This window comes from Azospira inquinata, assembly GCF_018905915.1.
GTDB classification, from domain to species: Bacteria; Pseudomonadota; Gammaproteobacteria; order Burkholderiales; family Rhodocyclaceae; genus Azospira; species Azospira inquinata.
Map to the genome: position 1 here is coordinate 2,015,257 of NZ_CP064782.1, position 23,818 is coordinate 2,039,074.

20 protein-coding genes are annotated in these 23,818 nt (G+C 64.0%); 11 read left to right on the plus strand and 9 right to left on the minus strand.

Annotated features, from left to right (window positions below):
• Positions 1–10: 10 nt before the first annotated feature.
• Positions 11–1,384: a TAXI family TRAP transporter solute-binding subunit gene (locus Azoinq_RS09265; RefSeq protein WP_216129764.1), complete on the plus strand. Its 1,374-nt coding sequence runs from the start codon at positions 11–13 to the stop codon at positions 1,382–1,384.
• On the plus strand, positions 1,381–2,010 hold the full coding sequence (locus Azoinq_RS09270) for a ParA family protein (protein WP_216129763.1): 630 nt from the start codon (positions 1,381–1,383) through the stop codon (positions 2,008–2,010). The genes Azoinq_RS09265 and Azoinq_RS09270 overlap by 4 nt, the downstream gene beginning before the upstream one ends.
• Positions 2,011–2,035: 25 nt before the next feature.
• On the opposite strand, the gene Azoinq_RS09275 is transcribed toward Azoinq_RS09270, so the two are convergent.
• On the minus strand, positions 2,036–3,451 hold the full coding sequence (locus tag Azoinq_RS09275; protein WP_216129761.1) for an MFS transporter: 1,416 nt from the start codon (positions 3,449–3,451) through the stop codon (positions 2,036–2,038).
• Between the two features lie 492 nt (positions 3,452–3,943).
• On the opposite strand from Azoinq_RS09275, the gene kdpF reads away from it, so the two are divergent.
• The 6 genes from kdpF (at position 3,944) to kdpE (ending at position 12,341) form a co-directional block, all read left to right on the plus strand.
• Positions 3,944–4,036: a K(+)-transporting ATPase subunit F gene (gene kdpF / locus Azoinq_RS09280; protein ID WP_216129759.1), complete on the plus strand. Its 93-nt coding sequence runs from the start codon at positions 3,944–3,946 to the stop codon at positions 4,034–4,036.
• A complete protein-coding gene (kdpA, locus tag Azoinq_RS09285) occupies positions 4,033–5,841 on the plus strand; it encodes a potassium-transporting ATPase subunit KdpA (protein WP_216129757.1) in 1,809 nt (602 codons plus the stop codon). Before kdpF ends, kdpA begins: the two co-directional genes overlap by 4 nt.
• Positions 5,842–5,856: 15 nt before the next feature.
• Positions 5,857–7,935: a potassium-transporting ATPase subunit KdpB gene (gene kdpB / locus Azoinq_RS09290; protein WP_216129755.1), complete on the plus strand. Its 2,079-nt coding sequence runs from the start codon at positions 5,857–5,859 to the stop codon at positions 7,933–7,935.
• A gap of 17 nt (positions 7,936–7,952) precedes the next feature.
• A complete protein-coding gene (gene kdpC, locus Azoinq_RS09295; RefSeq protein WP_216129753.1) occupies positions 7,953–8,534 on the plus strand; it encodes a potassium-transporting ATPase subunit KdpC in 582 nt (193 codons plus the stop codon).
• A 421-nt stretch (positions 8,535–8,955) separates the two neighbouring features.
• Positions 8,956–11,652, plus strand: a complete 2,697-nt coding sequence (kdpD, locus tag Azoinq_RS09300; protein WP_216129751.1) for a two-component system sensor histidine kinase KdpD — start codon at positions 8,956–8,958, stop codon at positions 11,650–11,652.
• The gene (gene kdpE / locus Azoinq_RS09305) at positions 11,649–12,341 is read left to right on the plus strand and encodes a two-component system response regulator KdpE (RefSeq protein ID WP_216129749.1); all 693 of its coding nucleotides are present in this window, start codon (positions 11,649–11,651) and stop codon (positions 12,339–12,341) included. Before kdpD ends, kdpE begins: the two co-directional genes overlap by 4 nt.
• A gap of 50 nt (positions 12,342–12,391) precedes the next feature.
• Here kdpE and Azoinq_RS09310 read toward each other — a convergent pair whose 3' ends face one another.
• The gene (locus Azoinq_RS09310; RefSeq protein ID WP_216129747.1) at positions 12,392–13,303 is read right to left on the minus strand and encodes a LysR family transcriptional regulator; all 912 of its coding nucleotides are present in this window, start codon (positions 13,301–13,303) and stop codon (positions 12,392–12,394) included.
• Positions 13,304–13,440: 137 nt separating this feature from the next.
• On the opposite strand from Azoinq_RS09310, the gene Azoinq_RS09315 reads away from it, so the two are divergent.
• The 3 genes from Azoinq_RS09315 to Azoinq_RS09325 all read left to right on the plus strand — a co-directional run bounded on the left by Azoinq_RS09315 (position 13,441) and on the right by Azoinq_RS09325 (position 16,073).
• A complete protein-coding gene (locus Azoinq_RS09315; RefSeq protein WP_216129745.1) occupies positions 13,441–14,199 on the plus strand; it encodes a pirin family protein in 759 nt (252 codons plus the stop codon).
• 71 nt (positions 14,200–14,270) lie between these two features.
• Positions 14,271–14,837, plus strand: coding sequence for a flavodoxin family protein (locus tag Azoinq_RS09320; RefSeq protein ID WP_216129743.1), 567 nt, complete (start codon positions 14,271–14,273; stop codon positions 14,835–14,837).
• Between the two features lie 435 nt (positions 14,838–15,272).
• Entirely contained in the window at positions 15,273–16,073 is an 801-nt protein-coding gene (locus Azoinq_RS09325) for a response regulator (protein ID WP_216129741.1), read from the plus strand.
• 9 nt (positions 16,074–16,082) lie between these two features.
• On the opposite strand, the gene Azoinq_RS09330 is transcribed toward Azoinq_RS09325, so the two are convergent.
• The 7 genes from Azoinq_RS09330 to Azoinq_RS09360 form a co-directional block, all read right to left on the minus strand.
• Positions 16,083–17,033, minus strand: a complete 951-nt coding sequence (locus Azoinq_RS09330) for a lysylphosphatidylglycerol synthase transmembrane domain-containing protein (protein WP_216129739.1) — start codon at positions 17,031–17,033, stop codon at positions 16,083–16,085.
• 17 nt (positions 17,034–17,050) lie between these two features.
• The gene (locus Azoinq_RS09335; RefSeq protein ID WP_216129737.1) at positions 17,051–18,031 is read right to left on the minus strand and encodes a glycosyltransferase family 2 protein; all 981 of its coding nucleotides are present in this window, start codon (positions 18,029–18,031) and stop codon (positions 17,051–17,053) included.
• Entirely contained in the window at positions 18,021–18,695 is a 675-nt protein-coding gene (locus Azoinq_RS09340) for a hypothetical protein (protein WP_216129735.1), read from the minus strand. The genes Azoinq_RS09335 and Azoinq_RS09340 overlap by 11 nt, the downstream gene beginning before the upstream one ends.
• The gene (locus Azoinq_RS09345; RefSeq protein ID WP_216129733.1) at positions 18,692–19,945 is read right to left on the minus strand and encodes a sialidase family protein; all 1,254 of its coding nucleotides are present in this window, start codon (positions 19,943–19,945) and stop codon (positions 18,692–18,694) included. The genes Azoinq_RS09340 and Azoinq_RS09345 overlap by 4 nt, the downstream gene beginning before the upstream one ends.
• Positions 19,942–21,627 (minus strand): glycosyltransferase family 39 protein, encoded by a 1,686-nt coding sequence (locus Azoinq_RS09350; RefSeq protein WP_216129731.1) that lies wholly within the window; start codon positions 21,625–21,627, stop codon positions 19,942–19,944. The genes Azoinq_RS09345 and Azoinq_RS09350 overlap by 4 nt, the downstream gene beginning before the upstream one ends.
• Before the next feature lie 141 nt (positions 21,628–21,768).
• Positions 21,769–22,122 carry a FlxA-like family protein gene (locus Azoinq_RS09355; RefSeq protein WP_216129729.1) on the minus strand — a complete coding sequence of 118 codons (354 nt, stop codon included), beginning with the start codon at positions 22,120–22,122 and terminating at the stop codon, positions 21,769–21,771.
• Between the two features lie 154 nt (positions 22,123–22,276).
• The gene (locus Azoinq_RS09360; protein WP_216129727.1) at positions 22,277–23,755 is read right to left on the minus strand and encodes a class I SAM-dependent DNA methyltransferase; all 1,479 of its coding nucleotides are present in this window, start codon (positions 23,753–23,755) and stop codon (positions 22,277–22,279) included.
• Between the last annotated feature and the right edge of the window lie 63 nt (positions 23,756–23,818).

Genomic DNA, 23,818 nt, shown 5'->3' on the forward strand with positions numbered 1-23,818 from the left:
GGCAAAACCCATGGTGGAACAAGTCCGCGCCCGGCTCATTTCCCTCCGGGATCTTCTGGCTACCGCCTGGCCCATTGTGCTGGTGGTGACCCTAGGTTTTCTGGTGGCCCTCCATTTCGTCAAACCGGCGCCCCCGAGCCGGGTGGTGATGGCCGCCGGCCCGGAGGACGGGGCCTATTACGCCTTTGCTAAGCAATACGCCAAAATCCTGGCCAAGCAGGGCATCACCCTGGATATCCGCACCACGGCGGGCTCGGAGGAAAATCTCCAGCATCTCCTCAATGACGACGATCCCACGGAAGTGGCCCTGATCCAGGGGGGCGTCACCCCTCCGGCCGGGGTGGAGGACACGCCCCTGGAAACCCTGGGCAGCGTTTATTACGAGCCCCTCTGGGTCTTTTACCGGGGCCGCCGCCCCCTGACCCAGCTCCACGAGCTGGCGGGTAAGCGCATTGCCGTAGGGGGGGAAGGGAGCGGGGTGCGGCCCCTGGCCACCACCCTGCTCAAGGCCAATGAAGTGCCCCTGGATCGGCATATTTCCGCCCTGGGGGGCCTCAAGGCGGCGGAAGAATTGCAGCAGGGCCGTATTGACGCGGCCTTCATCATCGCCGCCACGGAAGCTCCCGTGGTCCAGGTGCTGCTCCGTTCCCCGGGCATCCGCCTCATGCACTTTTCCCAGGCCGAGGCCTACAGCCGCCAGTTTCCCTATTTAAGCCGTATCACCCTGCCGGAAGGGGGCGTGGATCTGGCTCGCAATTTCCCCAAGCGGGATACGGAAATGCTGGCCGCCACCGCCAATCTGGTGATCCACGAAGACCTCCACCCGGCGGTCCAGACCCTGTTGCTGGAAGCGGCCAAGCAGGTCCACGGAGGTCCGGGCTTTTTCCGCAAGCCCGGGGAATTCCCCGCCTACCGGGACCGCTCCTATCCCCTGGCGGACATGGCCAAGCGCTATTACCAGTCCGGCCCTTCCCTGTTGCAGCGCTATCTGCCCTTCTGGGCGGCGGTGCTGGTGGAGCGCCTGATCATTCTCCTGGTGCCCCTCTTCGCCCTCTTGCTGCCCCTCATGAAACTGGCTCCCAGCCTGTATTCCTGGCGGGTGCGCTCAAAAATTTTCCGCTGCTACGGGGATCTGAAATTCCTGGAAAACGAACTGAAGGAGCACTACGACCCGGGGAGCAAGCTGGAATACCTGGACCGGCTGGACCGCATCGAGGAAGAGGCTAACCGGCGCAACATTCCCCTGGCCTATTCGGACCTGCTCTATACCCTGCGGGAACACATTGAACTGGTGCGCCACACCCTGGACCGGCTGGACCATCCCCGGACCGAGGCGCTGGCCGCCTCCGCCCAGCCCACCGAGAAAGGGACAAGCCACCCATGAAAGCCGTGCTCATCGCCAATCCCAAGGGAGGCTCGGGCAAGAGCACCCTGGCCACCAATCTGGCGGGCTACTTCGCCCAGCAGGGCCACGGGGTCATGCTGGGGGATCTGGATCGCCAGCAGTCGGCCCGGGAATGGCTGGCCCTGCGCCCCGCCCACCTGCCCCCCATCCGGGGCTGGGACATCAAGGAAGGGGCCCCGGCCCGGCCCCCCAAGGGCACCACCCACGCGGTGCTGGATTCCCCCGCCGGGCTCCACGGCAAGGGCCTGGATAAGGCCATGAAGGCGGTGAGCCGCATTCTGGTGCCGGTTCAGCCCTCCTTTTTCGACATCCTGGCCACCCGCAGCTTCCTGGAAGAACTCCAGGCGGAAAAGGCGGTGCGCAAGGGTAATCTCCAGGTGGCGGTGGTGGGCATGCGGGTGGATCCCCGCACCCGTTCGGCGGCGGAACTGGAGCGCTTTTTTGCCGCCTACGAACTGCCCGTGCTGGGCTATCTGCGCAATACCCAGCTCTACGTCCAGACCATCGCCCAGGGGCTCACCCTGTTCGACCTCAATCCGGCCCGGATGGGCCGGGACCTGGAACAGTGGCAGCCGATTCTGGAGTGGGTGGAGCGGGAAGACTGAGGGGAAAAGTTCGGAGGTCCGGACCCTAGTCTGGTGCGTCCTGGTAGCCGGTCATGTCGGACCCCGCATTTTTGGGAATGCGGGCGCAGACCGGGGCGGCCAGGAGGGAAATGGCGGTGACCGTCAGAAAGGCCACGGAAAAATCCCCCACCAGGGCGTGCTGGCGCCCGGAAAGCACCACGGAAGCGTGGAGGGCGGCGGCGGAAAGGCAGATGCCCATGGACAGCATGAGCTGCTGGAAGGTGGTGTAAAAGCTGGTGGCGGCGCTCATCCGGGAGGGGGGCAGGTCCGCGTAGGCCACGCTGTTATAGGCGGTGAAAATCAGAGATTGGAAAAAGCCGCCGCAGAAGAGCAGGGCATAGAGGCTCCATTCGGGCCAGGAAGGCCGCAGGGTGGCGTAGAGGGCGATGCAAGCCGAAGACACCACGCTGTTCCAGATCAGGGTGTTGCGAAAGCCGAAGCGGCGCAGGATGGGGGTGGCGGAGGCCTTCATGGCCATGGCCCCGGCGGCTCCGGCAAAGGTGATGAGGCCGCTCTTGGCCGCCGACAGGCCAAAGCCCACCTGCATCAGCATGGGCAGCAGAAAGGGGGTGGCCCCGGCGGTAACCCGGGCCAGGGAGCCCCCCAGCACGGAGAGGCGGAAGGTGGGCACGGCCATCAGGCTGAAATCCAGGATGGGGGCCGGGGTGCGCCGGGCGTGGCGAAAATAGAGGGCAGCGCAGGTGAGGCCCAGGCCGAACACCATCACCATGGCGGTCAGGGACAACACCCCCCGGCTGGCCAGTTCCAGGCCGAACATGAGGCAGGCCAGGGCGATGCCGGAGAGGACAAAACCCACCCCGTCGAAGGGCCCGGGATTTTCCTCCCGCACTTCCCCGATGTAGCGGGTGGCCAGATAGAGGCCCAGGAGGCCGATGGGCACATTGATGTAAAAAATCCAGCGCCAGGACCAGTAGGTGACGATAAAGCCCCCCAGGGGCGGCCCCAGCACGGGCCCCACCAGGCCGGGCACCATGAGCCAGGCCATGGCGGAAACGAAGTCTTCCCGGGCCGTGGTGCGCAGCAGCACCAGCCGCCCCACGGGCATCATCATGGCGCCCCCCATGCCCTGGAGAAAGCGGGCACCCACCAGGAAGGGCAGGCTGTCCGCCCGGCCGCAAAGAATGGACCCCAGCACGAAGATCACGATGGCTACCCGGAACACATTGCGGGCCCCGAATCGGTCCGCCACCTTGCCGCTGGCGGGGATGAACACGGCCAGGCTGATCAGGTAGGCGGTGAGGGCCACGCTCATATGCAGGGGAGAAACGCCGAAGGTGGCGGCCATGGTGGGCAGGGCGGTGGCCAGCACGGTGGCGTCCATCTGCTCCATGAACAGGGCGGAGGCCACGATCAGGGCGGTAATGCGGTAATTGGCGCGGGGGGCGGAAACGGCGGACAAGGGCAACAACCTGAAACGGAGACAAAAGAGGGGGGAGTTTAAACCGCCGGGCGGGGGCGGCAAAACCGGCGGTGAGGGTAAGTCCCCGGGGCGGGGCAAAAGGTTCCCGGGGGAGGCGGCAAGGGGCGGCGCTTTTGGGCCTTTTTTTCTACCCCAGGAGTGGAGGGCGATCTGGCCGGAGAAAGCGGCGGAGGGGAAAGGTGGCCCAGGGGCTGAAGCGGGGGCTTTCCCACCGGAGGGGTGGAGACCAAGGTCAGGAGGAACGGGGCCGCTAGCCCAGGGGAGGGTCTTATTCCTGGTCTTTACAAAATCTTGATACCGGCGGGCTAAGTCTTTGGATTTTTTTAAGGCGGCATTTCCTAGTATTCGAACCAGGATAACCAGGAAGTGGAGATGGATCAGCATGGATCTTATCTACCTGGCCGCTATCGGCCTGTTATTGGGGATAGCCATGGCGATGGCTGTCGGATGTTTTCGTTTGAGGGGAAAAGAATGAGTGCGCTGACGGTTGTGGGCGGGCTCCTGGCCCTGGGGCTGCTGGCTTATCTGGTGGCCGCCCTGTTGTTTCCGGAGGATTTTTCATGACCAATCATGGCTGGCTCCTGTTAGGCGTGTATTTTGTCCTGCTGCTCCTGTTGGCGCGGCCATTGGGAATCTACATCGCCAATGTGATGGAAGGGCGGGGCGGCTGGGCAACCCGCCTGGGGGGCGGGATGGAAAGGCTGATCTATCGCCTTTGCGGCATCCAGCGTGACCAGGAAATGGGCTGGTTGAGCTATGCCTTGGCCCTGCTGTTGTTTAACGGCATGGGGGTGGTGGCGGTCTATGGCTTGCAGCGCTTACAGGTCTGGCTGCCTCTCAATCCTCAGCAGTTCCCCAATGTGGCCCCGGATTCCGCCTTTAATACGGCCATCAGCTTTGTCACCAATACCAACTGGCAGGGCTATAGCGGCGAATCCACCATGAGCTATCTGGTCCAGATGCTGGCGCTGACGGTCCAGAATTTTCTCTCCGCCGCCACCGGGATCGGGGTGGTGATTGCCCTGATCCGAGGCTTCTGCCGCCATTCCGCCAAGACGATTGGGAATGCCTGGGTCGATTTGACCCGCTCAACGCTCTACATCCTCCTGCCCTTGTCCGTGGTGCTGGCCCTAGCCCTGGTGAGTCAGGGCGTCATCCAGAATTTTGACGCTTACCAGACGGCCACTACCCTGGAAGTGACCCACTATGACGCCCCCAAACTGGACGGGGACGGGCAAGCCCTTAAGGACGCCCAGGGGAATGGGCTGACAGAACCAGCGGCCACCCGGCAACAAACACTGGCCATGGGCCCGGTGGCTTCCCAGGAAGCTATCAAAATGTTGGGGACCAACGGAGGTGGCTTTTTTAACGCCAACTCTGCCCATCCCTACGAAAACCCCACCCCCCTGAGCAATTTCCTGGAAATGCTGGCCATTTTCCTGATTCCCGGGGCTCTCTGCTTCACCTTTGGTCGCATGGTGGGGGATGGACGCCAGGGCTGGAGCCTCTATGTCGCCATGGCTGTGCTGTTTCTGGTGGCGGCGGTGGGGGCCATGAGCTTTGAGCAGCAGGGCAATCCCCGTTTGTCCGACCTGGGCATTGACCAGAGCGCCAGCGCCACCCAGGCCGGCGGCAACATGGAAGGCAAGGAAAGCCGCTTTGGCATCGGGGATTCCGGGCTTTTCGCCGCCATTACCACCGCCGCATCCTGTGGCGCGGTAAATGGGATGCACGATTCCTTTACTCCCCTGGGGGGGCTGGTGCCCCTGGTGCTGATGCAGCTCGGGGAAGTGGTCTTCGGCGGGGTGGGCAGCGGCCTCTACGGCATGTTGGTGTTTGCCATCCTGGGGGTGTTCATCGCGGGGCTGATGATCGGCCGGACACCGGAATACCTGGGCAAGAAAATCGAAGCCTACGAAATGAAGATGACCTCCATTGCCATCCTAATTACCCCGCTGACGGTCTTGGCTGGGGCTGGGGTGGCGGTGATGGTGGCGGCCGGGCAGGCCGGGGTAGCTAATCCCGGTGCCCACGGCTTTTCGGAAATTCTCTATGCCCTGACCTCCGCCGCCAATAACAACGGTAGTGCCTTTGCCGGTCTTTCAGCCAATACCCCCTTCTACAACCTGCTCTTGGGAATTGCCATGTGGGTGGGGCGCTTCGGCATGATCGTCCCTGTTCTGGCCATGGCTGGCTCCCTGGCCGGGAAAAAGCGGCTGTCTGTCACCGTAGGCACCATGCCTACCCACGGTCCCCTGTTCATCACCCTGTTGATTGGCACAGTCCTGCTGGTCGGTTTGCTCAATTACGTTCCGGCTTTGGCTCTGGGGCCGGTGGTAGAGCATCTGATGCTCTGGGCCGGTCGCTAGAGCAAGGAGAACACCATGTCTCGTAAAACCTTTTCTTTGTTTGATGCCAGCCTGATTCGGCCTGCCATTGGGGATGCTTTTAAGAAGCTCAGCCCCAGGGTGCAATGGCGCAATCCCGTGATGTTCGTGGTTTATGTGGGCAGCCTTCTAACCACCCTCTTGTGGCTGCAAGCCCTACGAGGGCAGGGCGAAGCATCGTCCGGATTCATCCTGGCGGTGGCCCTGTGGCTGTGGTTTACCGTGTTGTTTGCCAACTTTGCCGAAGCCTTGGCGGAAGGGCGGAGCAAGGCCCAGGCCGGAGCCTTACGCAATCTGAAAAAGGAAACCTGGGCGAAAAAAATGCACGAACCCCGCATGGGGGCAGCTTGGTACACCGTTCCCGCTTCTGATTTGCGCAAAGGGGATGTGATCCTGGCCCAAGCGGGGGATTTCATCCCGGCCGATGGGGAAGTGATCGAAGGGGTGGCCTCCGTGGATGAATCCGCCATCACCGGGGAATCCGCCCCGGTGATTCGGGAGTCCGGTGGGGATTTCTCTGCCGTTACCGGCGGCACCCGGGTGCTATCGGATTGGGTGTTGGTGCGGGTCACGGTCAATCCGGGGGAAACCTTCGTGGATCGGATGATCGCCATGGTGGAAAACGCCAAGCGGCAAAAAACCCCCAATGAAATCGCCCTGACCATTTTGCTGGTGGCCCTGACCATCGTTTTCCTCGGGGTCACCGTCACCTTGCTGCCCTACTCCATGTTCAGCGTTCAGGTGGCCGGTAGCGGCCATCCGGTCAGCATCACCGTTCTGGTGGCCCTCCTGGTCTGCCTGATTCCCACCACCATTGCCGGACTGCTTTCGGCCATCGGGGTAGCCGGCATGAGCCGGATGATGCAGGCCAACGTGATTGCCACCTCCGGGCGGGCCGTGGAAGCGGCCGGGGACGTGGATGTGTTGCTGATGGACAAAACCGGAACGATTACCCTGGGTAACCGCCAGGCTGCTGCGTTCATTCCTGCGGCGGGGGTTGCGGAAGGAGAATTGGCGGATGTGGCCCAATTGTCTTCCCTGGCGGACGAAACCCCAGAAGGCCGCAGTGTGGTGGTATTGGCCAAGCAGAAATTTAATTTGCGGGAACGGGATATTCACGCCCTGGGCGCCAGTTTCGTCCATTTTTCCGCCCAGACTCGGATGAGTGGGGTGGATTTCCCCGATCGGCAGATTCGCAAAGGGGCGGCGGAGGCCATCAAGCAATACGTGCTGGCCCTGGGGGGTGCCTTTCCTGCCGAGGTGAGCAGTGCGGTGGAAGAGGTGGCCCGGCGGGGCAGTACGCCCCTGGTGGTGGCGGAGCAGGCGGGGGGCAAGGCCCGGGTGCTGGGCGTCATCGAACTTAAAGACATCGTCAAAGGCGGGATCAAGGAGCGCTTTGCCGAGTTGCGCCGCATGGGCATCAAGACCGTCATGGTGACCGGGGACAACCGGTTGACCGCCGCCGCCATCGCCGCTGAGGCGGGGGTGGATGATTTCCTCTCCGATGCCACTCCCGAAACCAAGCTGGCCCTGATTCGCCAGCATCAGGGGGAAGGCCGTCTGGTGGCCATGACCGGGGATGGGACCAATGACGCTCCGGCCCTGGCGCAGGCCGATGTGGCCGTGGCCATGAATACCGGCACCCAGGCCGCCAAGGAGGCGGGCAACATGGTGGATCTGGATTCCAACCCCACCAAGCTGATTGAGATTGTGGAAACCGGGAAGCAAATGCTGATGACCCGGGGGGCCCTGACCACCTTTTCCATCGCCAACGATATCGCCAAGTACTTCGCCATCATCCCGGCGGCTTTTGTCACCACCTATCCCTCCCTGTCTGCCCTCAATGTCATGGGACTGGCCAGCCCCAGCTCGGCCATTCTCTCCGCTGTGATTTTTAACGCCCTGATCATCATTTTCCTGATCCCCCTGGCGTTAAAGGGCGTGGGTTACCGCCCCCTGGGGGCCGCCATGCTGCTGCGCCGCAATCTCCTTATTTACGGCCTGGGGGGCGTGGTGGTGCCGTTTGTCGGTATCAAGTTGATCGATCTGACCATTGCCGCCGCTGGCTTGGCCTGAACCCGAAGGAGATCACCATGAAAACCTTGTTGCGTCCTGCTTTGCTGTTGTTTGTCCTGCTTTCCCTGGTGACCGGTCTGGCTTATCCCTTATTGGTCACCGGGGTGGCTAAAGTGGCTTTTCCCCAACAGTCTGCCGGTAGCTTGGTGTATGAAAAAGGCCAGTTGCTGGGGTCCCGCCTGATTGGTCAAAATTTTACGGACCCGGCCCATTTCTGGGGCCGGCCTTCTGCCACGGCGCCCCAGCCTTATAACGGGGTTGCTTCCGGTGGCTCCAATTTGGGGCCGTTGAATCCGGCGTTGGTGGAGGGGGTTAAGGCGCGCAAGCAAGCCTTATTGGCGGCAGACCCGACCAATCCCCTAGCGATTCCCGTGGAACTGGTGACCGCGTCGGGAAGCGGATTAGACCCTCACCTGAGTGTGGCGGCGGCAACCTACCAGATTGACCGGGTCGCCCGCGCCCGCCATCTGTCTTCCGGGACGGTGGCCGCTTTGGTGAAAGACCATACGGAGGGGCGCCAGTGGGGATTCCTGGGGGAACCCAGGGTCAATGTATTGGCGCTAAACCTGGCCTTGGATCAGCTCACGGCTACTCCCTAAAGGGCTCGCCATGCTCCTTTGCCTGGCCTTTTTGGCCATCTTCCTGCCCCTGGGGCTGGTGTGGGCCATCCTCTCCTGGCAATCCCGGCGCCCCCCTTCCTGAGTTTTCCTTCTTTTCGTTTTTGCTGACTCCCAAGGCTCTCGACGAGCTTCTTATGGCTCCGCCCCGGAGGGGGCGGGCCACTTTTTCCTCTACGAGAGATGTGCCATGGTTGTTGGGGATTGGGGAGTGGTGCCCGATAGCACCCCGGGGCGGGGTTTATCCTGCCTGGGATGCGCCAAAGGGCTGCATATTTCCTATGATGGCGGGTGTCCCCTGGTGCCGGTCCCGGGTGAAATAGACGGGTGGGGGCATTGGCCCTGTTGGCAAGGTGGCCTGTTTCCGTATTCCTGGCTTACCAAGGACTAGATTGGATACTCCATGACAGAAGTTCGTCCCGACCCCGACCAGTTGCTGAGCCAGATTCAGCATGAAGCAGCCAAGGCCCAGCGGGGAAAACTGAAAATCTTTTTTGGCGCCAGCGCCGGGGTGGGTAAAACCTACGCCATGCTGGCGGCGGCCCGACAGCAGCAGTCCCAAGGTCTGGATGTGCTGATTGGGGTGGTGGAAACCCATGGCCGCAAGGACACGGAGGCCATGGCGGCGGGGCTGGAGCGCCTTCCCCTTCAGGAAATTCCCTATCGGGATCAGGTGTTGTACGAATTCAATCTGGATGAAGCCCTACGCCGAAAACCGGCCCTGATTCTCATGGACGAGCTGGCCCACTCCAACGTGAGCGGGGCCCGGCACCCCAAGCGCTGGCAGGATGTGGAGGAGTTGCTGGCGGCGGGGATCGACGTTTACGGCACCATTAACGTGCAGCATCTGGATTCCCTCAACGATGTGGTCAGCGGTATTACGGGCATTCGGGTGTGGGAAACGGTGCCGGATCGGTTTTTTGACAGCGCGGACGAGGTCATTCTGGTGGACCTCCCCCCGGATGAACTGTTGCAGCGCCTCAAGGAAGGCAAGGTCTATTTGCCCCAGCAGGCGGAACGGGCGATTCGCAACTTTTTCCGCAAAGGTAACCTGATTGCCTTGCGGGAACTGGCCCTACGCCGCACGGCGGACCGGGTGGATGAGGACATGCTGGCCTACCGGCGCAAACAGGCGGTACCCGCCCTCTGGCCCACCCGGGAATCCCTGCTGGTCTGCGTGGGGCCGGACGCCGGGGGAGAGCGGGTGGTGCGTAGCGGCGCCCGCCTAGCTAATCAGTGGAATATCCCCTGGCATGCCATTTATGTGGAAACCCCAGCCTTACAGCGCTTGCCCGGGGCGGCTCGGGAACGGATATTCAAGACCCTGAGCCTGGCGGAGGAATTGGGGGCAGAAACCGCGACCCTGGCAGGGAACGACGGGGCTGCCGTGGCGGTGAAATATCTACAAGACCATAATTTATCCAAAGTGGTGGTGGGCCGCGGCCGTCGCGTTCAATGGTCCTTCTGGCACGTGGGCTTTGTGTCCCGGTTGTGTCGCCTGGCACCGGACCTGGATGTCATTCTGATCGCCAGAAATGCCGCCGTGTCTCCAGCGGAGGAGGCCCGGGAAGTCCCTCGCTCCGGACGGGGGCCTGCCTGGCCTTCCTATCTGCTCAGTGCCCTGGTTTGTGCTGCCATGACCCTGTTGGCCACGCCGCTACATGCCTATTTTGATCTGGCCAATATCGTCATGTTGTTTTTGGTGGCGGTCGTGGTGGTGGCGTTGTGGCTGGGGCGAGGGCCTGCGGTGCTGGCCTCCTTGTTGAGTGTGGCGGCTTTCGACTTTTTCTTTGTGCCGCCTCGCCTGTCCTTTGCGGTCAGCGATGTGCAGTATTTGATGACCTTTTTCATCATGTTGCTGGTGGGCCTATTGGTCGGCCAGTTAACCGCCGGCTTGAAATACCAGGCCCGGGTGGCGACCCGGCGGGAGGATCGGGTGCGGGCCCTCTACGAATTTTCCCGGGACTTGTCCGGGGCCTTGCAGGTGGAGCAGATCAGCGATATTTGCACCCGTTTCCTGGAGGGGGAATTTCAGGCCCGGGGGACCCTGCTTTTATCCGATGCCCAGGATCATCTTCAGGCGCCAGCCAATACGGCCATTGATGTGGGCATTGCCCAATGGGCCTTCGATCACGAGGAAGGGGCTGGCCGGGGCACCAATACCCTGCCCGGCAGCCCCATTCTGTATCTGCCCCTGAAAGCGCCCATGCGGGTCCGGGGGGTACTGGCCATTGAATCGTCCCATCCGGGCCGGGCTCTGAGCCCGGAACAGCGCCGGTCTCTGGATACCATGGCCCGCTTGATATCCATTGCCCTGGAGCGGGTTCATTATGTGGAAGTAGCCCAGGTCACGACCGTGGAAATGGAGTCTGAGCGCATGAGAAATTCCCTGCTGTCGGCCATTTCCCATGATTTGCGTACGCCCTTAAGCGCCCTGGTCGGGCTGGCGGAATCCATGTCCATGACCAAGCCGCCCCTGAGCCCAGCCCAGCAGGAAGTGGCTGGGGCCATGCGGGAAGAGTCCTTGCGCATGAATGCCCTGGTGAATAATTTGCTCGACATGGCCCGCCTCCAGGCAGGCAAGATACAGCTCAATCGCCAGTGGCAGCCCCTGGAGGAAATTGTCGGTAGCGCTCTCCATGACATGGACGGAGTATTGGGACAACGTCCCGTGGTGATTGCCCTGGGCGATGATTTACCTCTGCTGCATCTGGATGGGGTGTTGCTGGGCCGGGTATTCTGCAATTTGCTGGAAAATGCGGTGAAATACACTCCCGCCCATACGCCCATTGAGATTGGGGCAACGGTCCTGTCGGATCAGGTGGAAGTGTGGGTGGCGGATGAGGGCCCGGGCCTGCCCCCGGGTAAGGAAGAGGCTATTTTCAACAAGTTTGAACGTGGTCAAAAGGAAGGGACGATGCCCGGAGTGGGGTTGGGGCTGGCGATTTGCCGGGCCATTGTGCAGGCCCATGGGGGAACGATCCGGGGCGAAAACCGGCACCCACGAGGTGCCCGCTTTGTCATGACCTTTCCCCGGGGGACGCCCCCCGAAGTGGGAGAGGAAATGGAATCCGAGGGGGAAGGAGAATCCCAGCCATGAGTACGTCCGTACCTAACATCGTGGTGGTGGAGGATGAACCCCAGATCCGCCGCTTCATCCGGCTGACCCTGGAGGAAGAAGGCTGTCACGTGTTTGAGGCCGACACCTGCCGGCGCGGTCTGATTGAAGTGGGCACCCGCAAAGCCGACATGGTGGTGTTGGATTTGGGCTTGCCGGATGGGGATGGGCTGGACTTTATCCGGGATATGCGAACCTGGAGCAACGCCCCCATTCTGGTGTTGTCGGCCAGAACCACGGAAGAAGACAAGGTGGGGGCCCTGGATGTGGGGGCCGACGATTATCTGACCAAACCCTTCGGAGCCGCCGAGTTATCCGCCCGGGTGCGGGCCCAGCTGCGTCGGCGTTCCCTGGGGAGCGGCGACGGTTCCCCCCTGGTGGTTTTTGGCAATCTCAAAGTGGATTTGGCGAAACGCCTGGTAGAAAAGGCCGGGGAGCCGCTCCATCTCACCCCCATTGAATTTCGGCTATTGGCTTATCTGTTGGCCAATCCGTCCTGCGTGCTGACTCATCGGCAGCTGCTCCACGCGGCCTGGGGCCCCAGCCACAGCGAGGACAGCCATTATGTGCGGGTCTATATGGGGGCCTTGCGCAAGAAAATCGAGGATCAGCCTTCCCGGCCCAAGCACCTGCTGACCGAGGCAGGGGTCGGCTATCGCTTTGTGCTTTAGGTTCAGCACTCCGGTGGTGGGCCGCACAACGGGATTTTTCCGGTGCTGGCTCAGGTCAATCTCTCCGTCAGGGCCGCCCGCACCTCCGGCTTTTCCAGTTCGGCCAGGAACCAGGCCAGGGCCTTGCCTTCCTGCCTGGTGCGCCAGGCGATATAGCAGGCCAGGGGCGGGGTGTCGTCCGCCAGCCGCTTGATGACCAGACGCCCGGCGGCCACGGCCGGAAGCACCTGCCAGGGGGGCAGATGACCCACCCCCAGGCCCGCTTCCTGGGCCGCCAGCTTGGCCGCCATGTCCGGCACCCGCAGGGTGTCCTGGCCTTCCAGAATGCCCGTGCTGCGGGCCAGCAATTCCTGGGAGGTGTCCGGCACCACCACGGCCCGGTGGCGAATCAGCTCCTCCCGGGAGAGGGGATCGGGCAGGGCGGCCAGGGGGTGATGGGGGGCCACGGCAAAGAGCAGTTGGATGGTTCCCAGGGAGCGGGAGGAAATGCCGCTCCGGCTCGGCAGGTCCCCGGGGGCGCCGATGACCAGATCGGCCCGGTCCGTGGCCAGGGCGTCCCAGGCCCCCCCCAGCACCTCATAGCTGAGGCGGATGCGGGTGCCCCGGCCCTGGGCGTAAAAGCGCTCCAGCAGGGGCCAGAGGCGCTGGGCCGGGATGAGCATGTCCACCCCGATGGTGAGCTCCGTTTCCCAGCCCGTGGCCACCCGCTTTACCCGGCATTCCAGCTCCGCCGCCGCCCGCAGCAGATGGCGTCCGTCCCCCAGCAGGGTGCGGCCCGCTGGGGTGAGGGTGGCCCGGCGGCCGGATTTTTCAAAGAGGGCCACCCCCAATTCCGACTCCAGCTTTTGCATGGCGTGGGTCAGGGCCGAAGGCACCCGGTGTAAATCCTGGGCCGCCGCCGCATAGGAACCCCGGGCGTCAATGGCGTCCAGAATTTGCAGGGCATCGAGGGAAAGTTTCATTGGTGAAAAATACTGAAAGGTTTGGTGAAAAGTATTCGCTGGTATTTAGGAACATTGTTTCCTAGCATAAGGTCTGAGCCAATGAAATCAACAATTTTTTTCAAGCGAACCCGCCAGATTCCTTTCCGAACCCTGCCATGATCCAGCTGCGCGCCGCCTCCGACCGGGGCCATGCCGATTACGGCTGGCTGGTCACCCACTACAGTTTTTCCTTCGGGGATTATTACGATCCGGGGGAAATGGGCTGGGGCGCCCTGCGGGTCATCAACGACGATTTCATCGCCCCCGGCTCGGGCTTCGGCCCCCATGGCCACAAGGACATGGAAATCCTCACCTACGTGCTCTCCGGCACCCTGGAACACCGGGACAGCCTGGGCCACGGCGGCCGCCTGGGGCCCGGAGAGGTGCAGCGCATGAGCGCGGGCCGGGGCATTCGCCACAGCGAGGTCAATCCTTCCCCGGATACCCCCCTGCGCCTGCTGCAAATCTGGATCGAACCCGGCCAGCCGGGTCGGGAACCGGGCTACGAACAGCGACCCGCCCCGGATGAAGCCAAGCGGGGCCGCCTGCTGCCCATCGCCTCCCCGGATGGCCGGGAGGGCAGTACCACCCTGGGCCAGGATGCCCTGGTCTATGCCAGCCTGCTGGCTCCCGGGGAAGGCCTGGATTACACCCTGGCCCCGGAACGGCTGGCCTACGTGCACCTGATCCGGGGGGAACTGGAAATCAACGGGGTGCCCCTGTCCCCCGGGGACGGGGCCAAGATCGCCCCGGAACCCCACCGGGACCACCTGGCCTTTCGCCTCCCCAGCCGTCCCGAAACGGTCATGTCCTCCGGGCAGACTGGAACGCCGGACCTTACCGAATTCCTGCTCTTCGACCTGCCGCCGCTATGAGTGGCGGGCGGGGGGCGTGGATTACCCCAACCCCAACAGGGAAACTTCTTACAACATCAGGAGAATCAACAATGGCAAAAATCGTCGTGGTTTATCACAGTGGCTACGGCCACACCGCCAAACAGGCCGAAGCCGTGGCCGCCGGGGCCAAGGAAGTGGCCGAGGTGCAGCTGGTGGCCCTGAGCGACATCGCCGCCGTGCCCTGGGCCGATCTGGCTGCCGCCGACGGCATCATTTTCGGCGCCCCCACCTACATGGGCGGCCCCTCCGCCAAGTTCAAGGAATTCGCCGACGCTTCCTCCAAGGCCTGGTTCAACCGGGACTGGCAGGACAAGGTGGCCGGGGGCTTCACCAACTCCGCCTCCTGGCTGGGCGACAAGTCCGGCACCATGAGCGCCCTCACCACCCTGGCCATGCAGCACGGCATGATCTGGGTGAGCCTGGGCCTGCTGCCCGCCAACAGCTCCAAGGCCCAGCGCAATGACGTGAACCGGGTGGGGGCCGCCTACGGCGCCATGGCCCAGTCCGACTCCGACCTGCCCGCCGATCAGGTGCCCCCCGCCGGTGACCTGGAAACCGCCCGGCTCTACGGCAAGCGGGTGGCGGAAGCCACCGTCCGCTTCGTCAAGGGCCGCTAAGGTTCGGCCTTCGGGCCCTTTGCCCAGGGCTCAAGGCCGGAAGGCTTTCGCGCCATCGGCCTTGAGCCCCGGCCTATCGGTCCCGAGGAACCGAGGAGCCAAGGAGCCAAGGAGCCAAGGAGCCAAGGAACCGAGGAACCGAGGAACCGAGGAACCAAGGGCCTCCCCGGCGCGGTACGCTGGGGAGGCCCGGTTTATAACGGCCTTCGGTGAGGCCTCGGGCTGCGGCTTGTTAATCGTCGCGCCCCAGCCCTTCCCCTGGCTTCCCCTTTTCCCCCATTACCCCGGGGGCTCCCGCTTCCCCGTGGCGGGCCCCCTCTCCCGCCCCGGCCTGGTCCGGGGCTTTTTTTTGCCCCTGACTCCGGACCAGGGGCGGCGGGCGGGGCCGGAACCATGGCTTTTTGCTATAGTCTCCCGGATTGAGGAGCCTATGCCATGAACCTATTTTCATCCATCGCCGATCCCTCCGTGGTGTTGGTGGAGCCGTCCACCACCCAGGCCCATCTGGTCCAGCATTTCCTGAAAAACTGCGGGGTGCATCGCATCCATACCGTGGGCACGGGCAACGACGCCCTGGCGGTCATGCTCCAGGAGCCGCCCACGGTGGCCATCAGCGCCATGTATCTGCCGGATATGACGGGCACGGAACTGGTCTACGCCATGCGGGCCGAGCCGGATCTGGAAGCCCTGCCCTTTGTCCTCATTTCCAGCGAAACCCGGCCCCAGGTGCTGGACCCCATTCGCCAGTCCGGGGCCTGCTCCATCCTGCCCAAGCCCTTTTCCGAGGCCCAGCTGCACCAAGCCCTGCGGGCCGTGCTGGACCTGCTCATCGACGGGGAACAGCTGGATACGGATCGGGAACTGGAAAGCCTCAAGGTGCTGCTGGTGGATGACAGCGCCACCTCCCGCAAATTTCTGCGTCACATCCTGGAACGCCTGGGCATCGAGCACTTTCTCGAAGCCAACAACGGCAAGGAGGCGGTGGCCATCCTGGCGGAAACCCTGGTGGATCTGGTGCTGACCGATTACCACATGCCGGAAATGGACGGCAAAGCCCTGGTGGAATACATCCGCACCCAGAGCTGGCAGACCACCGTGCCCATTCTCATGGTGACCAGCGACGACAATGAAAGCCGTCTGGCGGCGGTGGAAAAGGCCGGGGTGTCCGCTATCTGCGACAAGCCCTTCGACATCCAGACCGTGCGTCAGCTGGTGGAAAAGGCCCTGGCCCAGTAGGGGCGGGGCTCAGGGGCGGGCGGGGGCGGGGCTCCGTCCCCAGAGGCCCAGAAGGGCCTGGAGGGCGGCGTAGAGACCGTAGAGCACGGACATGGCCACGGCCCCTTCCGTCGGGGCGCCCACGGCGGCAAAGCAGATGGCGGCGGCGGTTTCCCGGGTGCCCCAGCCGCCGAAACTCACGGGCAGGGCGGCCATGACAAAAATGGGGGCAGCGGCCACGGCAAACACCCAGAGGGGATAGTGGAGCCCGGCGGCCAGGCCGCCGCAGGCCAGGGCGGTAATGGAAAAAACCTGGACCAGCCCGGAAAGCCAGAGCTGATTGGCAAAGAGGGGCCCGAAGCCGGGCCGGGCTAAAAGCCGTCCCCCTTCCTGGCGCCACCGTTCGGGCAGCAGGGGCAGAAGGCCGTGGCGGCCCCCCAGATAAAGCAGGGCGGGGGCCAGGAGCAGGGCCAGGGTGGCCACCAGCACCAGGGCGGCCGTGGGCCCGGCGGGGAGCTGGGGGCCGCGCCAGAAGGCGGGCCAGCCATCCAGGAGCATGAGTCCCCCCACCAGCCCGGAAAAACTGCAGAGTATCCAGAGGCCGCTGAACCGGTCCAGGGCCACGGACAGGCCCCCTTCCAGGAGGGGATTGCCCAGCTTCACCAGCCGGGCGGCCCGCAGCAGGTCACCGCTCATGGTGCCCCCCGGCAGCAGGGTGTTGGCGGCAATGCCCTGGAAATAGGCTTGGACCATGGGGGGCAAGGGGGCCTTCAGGCCCAGCCAGAGAGCCAGCCGCTGCCAGCGCAGGGCGGAAAAAAGATTGGATACCAGGGAGGCGAAAAAGCCCAGGCCCACCCAGAACAGGTTGAGGTGGCGGAAGGTGGCCACCAGCCGTTCCGGATGGACGGCCCACACCACGGCCCCCAGAAGCAGGGGGGCGGCGATGAGCTTGAGCCAGGTTTTGGGGCGCAGGGCGGCCATGAACGGGGCGAGAGGCCTCAGACTTCCTCATCCACCGGGGGCTGGCGCAGCCGGTATTGGGCCCGGCCTTCCGGTTCGTGGTAGACCCGGATGAGGATTTCCCCCAAGAGCCCCATACCGATGAGCTGCACCCCCATGAGGCAGAGCATGACCCCGGTGATGAGCAGGGGCCGCCCGCCGATGGATTCGCCGCACAGCTTGAGAATCAGCAGCCAGGCCAGGGACAGGGTGCCGGGCAGCAGCAGCCAGAGGCCCACCCCGCCGAAGGCGTGGAGGGGCCGGTGCAGGTAGCGCAGCATGAACTTCATCAGCAGCAGGTCCAGCACCACCCGGAAGGTCCGGTCGATGCCGTACTTGGAGACGCCCCGGGTGCGGGCGTGGTGGCGCACCGGCACTTCCGTGATGCGGGCTCCCGCTTCGGCGGCGAGAACCGGGATAAAGCGGTGCAGCTCCCCGTAGAGGCGGATGCGGTGGATGATTTCTCCCCGGTAAACCTTGAGGGCGCAGCCGTAGTCGTGGAGGCGCACCCCGGTGGCCCAGGAAATGAGCCGGTTGGCCAGCATGGAGGGGAGTTTGCGGGAGAGGGCCTTGTCCTGCCGGTCCTTACGCCAGCCCGAAATCATGTCCACGCTGTCGTCCATTTTCAGCTGATCCACCAGGGCCGGGATGTCCGCCGGATCGTTTTGCAAGTCCCCGTCCAGGGTCACTACAAAGCGCCCGGTGGCGGCGTCGAAACCGGCTTGCAGGGCGGCGGTCTGGCCGTAGTTGCGCATCAGGTAGCGGGGCTTGAGCCAGGGGGTCTGGCGGGCCAGATCCCGCATGATCAGGGCGGTGTCGTCCCGGGAGCCATCGTCCACGCAGATGAGTTCAAAGGTCCAGCCCGTGGGCAGCAGGGCTTCCCCCACTTTGGCCACCAGGTCGGGCAGATTTTCCGCCTCGTTATAAACCGGAATGACGATGGAAACTTCGGGGCTGGCTTCGGGAGTATCAGGGCGCATGGGGTGACTCGTGAGGGAGGGGGGCCGGGGCGGCGGGGCGGCGCCGGGCCGCCAGGGCCGGGCCCAGGGTGAAGAGGGCGTAGGTTACCAGCATCGGGTCCAGGAGGTAATCCCAGAGGTTATCCCCGTCCAGCAGACCGGCGCCGAAGGCAAACAGATCCAGGCCCAGGATCACCGCCAGCGCGGGGGCGCCCCGCAGGGCCAGGAGGCCTAGGAGCACCAGGGCGCCGAGGAAAATCGGGGCCTGGGCGGCAAAGCCCCAGCGATAGGCGTCCAGGGGCAGATTGGAGAGGGCCGTGGGGTAGAGCAGGGCGGCACCCAGGAGGGTGGTCACCAGGAGGCCGAGGCGCTGACGGGGCGGCCATTGCCAGCCCGCCAGGCTCAGGAGGCAGAGCTGGAGGGTGGTGGGGCTCACGTCGTTCCAAAAGCCGCGCAGATACTGGCAGAGGGACGTGCCCCCCAGGGGAATCAGGCTCAGAGCGCCGATCCCCAGGGCCAGGGCCCAGGACGCCCAGGGACGGGCGATCCAGGGGAGTGAAAATGGAGAATGAGGCGGGACGCCCTTCTCCTGGCATTTTTTTGACCAGCGGCGCACCAGCCAGACCCCCACCGTGCCCACCATCACCGCCTGGGAGATCAGGCCGAAAATCAAGGGAGCGTTCATGGGCGGGCTCCCGGGGCGCTGGGGGGCGTGGATGCGGTGGAAGTCTGGGACGGCGCAGCCAGGGGCAGGGCCGGGGCGGCGCCCCGGGGCAGCAGGGCGCCCTTGGGGGCCGGGCCCAGCCGGGCCGGGGTCAGGACCACCTGTTTAATAGTCTGGCGGCGCCAGGTGTAGAGCACGTGGATGCGGCCTTGCCGGTCCTGGAGCAGGGCCGGGTAGGAAAATTCGTCGTCCCCGTTGGGGCTGTTTTCCAGGCTCAGGGCCGGCTGCCAGGTGGCTCCCTGATCCGTGGAGAGCCACAGGGCCAGCTGATTCCGGTCCTGGGCCTGGGGATTGGCGGCCAGCAGCAGGCGCCCATCCTGGAGGCGGAGCAGGGCTACGGAGGCATTGGGATTGGGGATGGGCAGGGGCGCCAGGGCGTGCCAGTGGGCGCCCCCGTCCCCGGAGCGGGCGGCCAGCACCCGGCCCGGGCCCGGCCCCGCGTCCCGCAGCAGGGCCAGCAGGCCCTGGTCCGTGGGGGCCACGGCGGGTTGGAGGGCGGGCCGGTCCCGCCCCTCCGCCCCCCGGCCCGGCAGCCGGGCCAGATCGGTGAGGCGGCCATCCGGGCCGATCTCCAGCCATTCCCCGTGCTTTTTCAGAAATTCATGGTAGGCGGGCAGGGCAAAAGCCCCCTGTTCCCGGGCCAGGGGCGGGGTACGTACCAGGGTGCTGATATTGAGGAAGGGGCCGGAGACTAGACGCCGGGCCGGGCTCCAATGCTGGCCCCCATCCGTGGAGATCTGGTGATTCAGGCTGGCCCCGGCCCAGCCCCCGTAGGCCACGGACACAAACCACAGATGGAGCCGTCCGGCCCCATCCACCCCCAGCACCGGATTGCCCAGCTTGCGCACATAGCGGCCCGTGGCGGCCTGGACCCCGGCCCGGTCGGCGATGGGGTGGGGAGCGGTCCATTCCCCGCTCCGGCTATGGTAGCGGGACAGGTAGAGGGCCACGTCCGGCGCCCCTTCCTTGCTGCCGGCAAACCAGGCGGCGGCTAGGTCCCCGTCCGGCAATTCGGCCAGGGTGGCGGCGTGGGCCGTGGGGGCGGCCCGGGGCAACAGGGTGGCGGAAAGCCGGGGGGCCAGGGGCGTGGCCGGGGGCGTTACCGGGCGGAAAGCCGGGGTGGGGGGGGTGTGCAGCAGGCGCCCGGCGGCGGCCCCCAGGCCCAGAATCAGGGCCAGGGCGCCCAGGCGCCGGGTGCGGGAGGCGCTCACTGTTCCGTCCCCCGGGGGGCGGCGGGGCTCAGGGGCACCAGTTCAAAATAGCGCACGGTGGAATAGAGGGGGTCCAGGCTGTGCCGGGCCAGGGCTTCTTTCCATTCCCGGCTGCCAGCCCCTTCCCGGGCGAAGCGGATGCCCGAGCCCCGGGAAGACAGCACCCGGTATTGGCCCAGGGGCCGCAGGGCCTTGCCCAGGGGCGCCAGTTGGGCGGCGAGCCGGTCCACGTCTTCACTGCGGGCGAAGACCAGGAGCCCGGGGGGAGCGACCAGGGCCGGGTCTTCCAGCTTGCTGCTCTGGCTCAAGGAGCGGTGCAGGAGCATGGGCAGGAGGGCGGGCTGGGGACCGTCGAACATGAGCACCGGGCGCTGGGCGGTGAGGGCCAGCACTTCCGGCGGCACCCGGTTCACCCCCAGGGCGGGGAAGGTAACGGCAAACAGGGTGAGCCAGGTGAGCAGGGCGGCGCCCGCCAGCTGGGCCGGGCGGGGACGGAAACCAGCCCAGGCCAGCCAAGCCAGGGGGAGCACCAGCCACAGCCAGCCTGCCAGATGGAACCAGGCGGCAAAGGCGGCAAAGCCCCCGGCCAGCAATAGGGCGATGAGGGTGCCAGCCCGCAGTCCCCAGGCCCCCAGGGCCGGGCGGGAAGCCTCCGGGCGGCTCAAGGCATGGGCGCCTAACAGGGCCAGGGGTACCAGGGAGCCCACCAGATAGCGGTCAAAGGTTTTGATGAAAAAGAAGGGAACGAAGGTGAGCAGGAACCACAGCACCAGCATCCGGGCCGGGCCCGGCTCCCGGCGTACCCGCCAGGCGTAGCCCAGGAGGGCGAAGCTCCAGGGCAGGGCGATCTGGATCAGGCCCAGCAGGGATTCGGGGGAAAAGATGAAAAACTGCCGGGCTTCCAGTTCTTCCTGCAATTCGGCAGCGGAGGCTTCGGGAAAGCGCAGCCGCACCCAGACGAACCAGGGCAGGGCCAGGGCCAGAAACAGCAGGGCGGCCAGACTCAGGGGCGTGCGCTTGGCCCAGGCCTGGCGCCAGTCCCATTGCCGGGCCAGGAGCAGGGCCAGAATGCCGCCACCGCATACCAGGGCCACGATGGGGCCTTTGATGAGGAAACCGGCGGCCAGAAAGACCGCTCCCAGGATCAGATTGAGCCCACCCCGGCCCGCCTGCTGCCAGCGCAGGAAAAAGAGGAACGCCAGGGTGGAAAAGGCCGCCGTGGGAATATCCAGCATGAAGCGCCGGGATTCGCTGGCCAGTCCGAGCATGGAGAGCAGCAGGGCGGCGCTCCACAGCCCCGCTTTCGGAGTGCCCACCAGGCGCCGCCCTAGGGCGGCTCCCGCCGTCACCATAAGGGCGGCCAGGAGCACCACCACACCCCGTCCGGCGGGCAGGCTGGGGCCAAAGGTCTCATAGCTGGCCCGGCCCAGCCAGTACAGCATGGGGGGCTTTTTCAACCGGGGATGACCGTTTAGCACCGGCACCACCCAGGCATCCTTTTCCATCATTTCCAGGGGGGTGCGCAGGCTGAGGAAATACTCATCCTTGCCCGTAATGCCCGTGGGGGACTGGATACCCGGGGCCAGCACGGCCAGGGCCAGGAGAAAAATACCCACCAGGGTCAGCCGCCAGGAACGGGCGCTTTGCCCGAGGGCGGGGAGGGAAAGGGAGGAGGTAGTCATGAACGGACCAGGAGTTGGTCCGGGATTATAACAAGGGGCGGCCCGCCCCCGGGCTGGCGCGGTGCGGAGGCCTGGGTGGGGCGGGCAAACGGGATGGGGCAGGCGGGCGGCAAGGCCCGTGGAACGGGACGGCCGGGGAGTTTAGGCGAAGGTATCCAGCAGATTCTGCACGTCCCCACTGGAGGCCGTGGTGCTCGTGGTTCCCTCCGTCTTGGTGGGCGCTTGGGACTGGTCCTTCTTGTTCGCTTCCTTGGCCTGTTGGGCTTCCAGCTGGGCGATTTGGGTCTGGATCATCTGGATTTGCAACTGGATAGCCTTGGCCTGGGTCTCCGCAGCCTTGGAATCCTGAGAATCCACCGCCTCCTGGGCCAGTTTCACCAACTGCTTTTCCAGATTCCCCAACTGCTTCCGCAGGGCCGCCAGCTGAGCGGCAATACTGGTATCCCCCGAAGCGGCGGCGGTGCCCGTGCTGGCACTCGAAATAGCAATACTCATGATCGTCTCCCAAAAAAGAATCGCCCGGGAAGGGCGTGGCAGGTTTATGACGGTTATCGGCTGGGAAGCGGAAATCTTTAGGGAGAAACGGGGGCCCCATTCGTGCGAATGCCTGATTTTTGCTGCTGTTGTGAGGTATGACGCTGGCGCTTATTTAGCCTTTGACTTGAGCCGTTGAACAGGGCAAGGCGGCGCTTACCTCCCGGAATGCTGCCAACGCGGTCTCAAGGTGCTCAATGATCTTTTGTTGCAAAACGTCGGGAGGCGGTAAGTCGTCCAGGTTGTCGAGACTTTCGTCCTTCAGCCAAAAGATATCTAGACTCGCCTTGTCACGAACTATCAGTTCCTCGTAGCTAAAGAACTTAAAGCGCTCGGAGGCGATACGATCATGACGGTTCTCTGGGTGGTAGCAGGAGATGAACTCTTGTAAGTCGTCCAACTTGAGCTGACGCGTCTTCAAGGTGAAGTGTTTGTTGGTGCGCAGATCATAGAACCAGATACCCTTGGTGTGGATCTGACCATCCTTGGGCTTGGCATCAAAAAACACCACGTTGGCCTTTACCCCCTGGGCGTAGAAAATACCCGTGGGCAGTCGCAGGATAGTGTGTACATCACAGGTTTCCAGCAGCTTGCGGCGAATTTTCTCACCGGCGCCCCCTTCGAACAGCACGTTGTCCGGCAGCACTACGGCGGCCTTGCCGTCCACCTTCAGCATGCTGACGATGTGTTGCAGGAAGTTGAGCTGCTTGTTGGAGGTGGTTTCCCAGAAATCCTGCCGCTCGTAGGTCAACGCCTCCTTGTCTTCCTCTCCTTCTTCATTGGTGATGGTCATGCTGCTCTTCTTGCCGAAGGGCGGGTTGGCCAGCACGTAATCCACCCTGTGCTTGGGTTCAGAGATAAGGGCATCAGAACGCTCGACCGAAGGCTCCCCATCCAGTTCGCCGATGTTGTGCAGGAAAAGATTCATCAGGCACATGCGGCGGGTATTAGGCACGATCTCGTTGCCGTGGAAGGTGCTGTCGCGGAGAAACTCTTTTTGACGTTTGTCCAGATGGGTGCCCGGGCGGGTCAGCCAGTTGTACACCCCGAGGAAGAAGCCGCCTGTACCACAGGCCGGGTCGGCAATGGTCTTCAGGGGTTCGGGCCTTACGCAGGCCACCATCGCCTCAATCAGTGCTCGTGGCGTGAAGTACTGGCCGGCGCCGCTTTTAGTATCCTCTGCGTTTTTTTGCAGCAGTCCTTCGTACAAGTCACCTTTGGTATCGGCATCCAGGCTGATCCAGTCCTCTGTGTCAATCATCTGAACCAGGCGTGAAAGCTTGGCTGGGTCCTGGATCTTGTTCTGAGCCTTGAAGAAAATGGCGCCAAGCATGCCCGGCTCTTGCCCCAACTGGTGCAGCGTGGCCAAGTAATGGGTTTCCAGCGGCTCACCGGTCTTGGCCTTCAAGCTGCTCCAGTCATAGCCCTTGGGGATGCGGCTGTCCCGGTTGTAGGGTTCCTGGGCGTATTCGTGGGCCAGTTTGAGAAACAGCAGGTAAGTCAGCTGTTCCAAGTAGTCGCCGTAACTTACGCCGTCATCACGCAGGGTATGGCAAAAATTCCAGACTTTCTGGACCAGGGTGGAGGAGTTCATTGCATTCATTCCATTGCTGCCGCAATCAAGTACCCATCAAGTATCAGATGGATTGCAACCGAT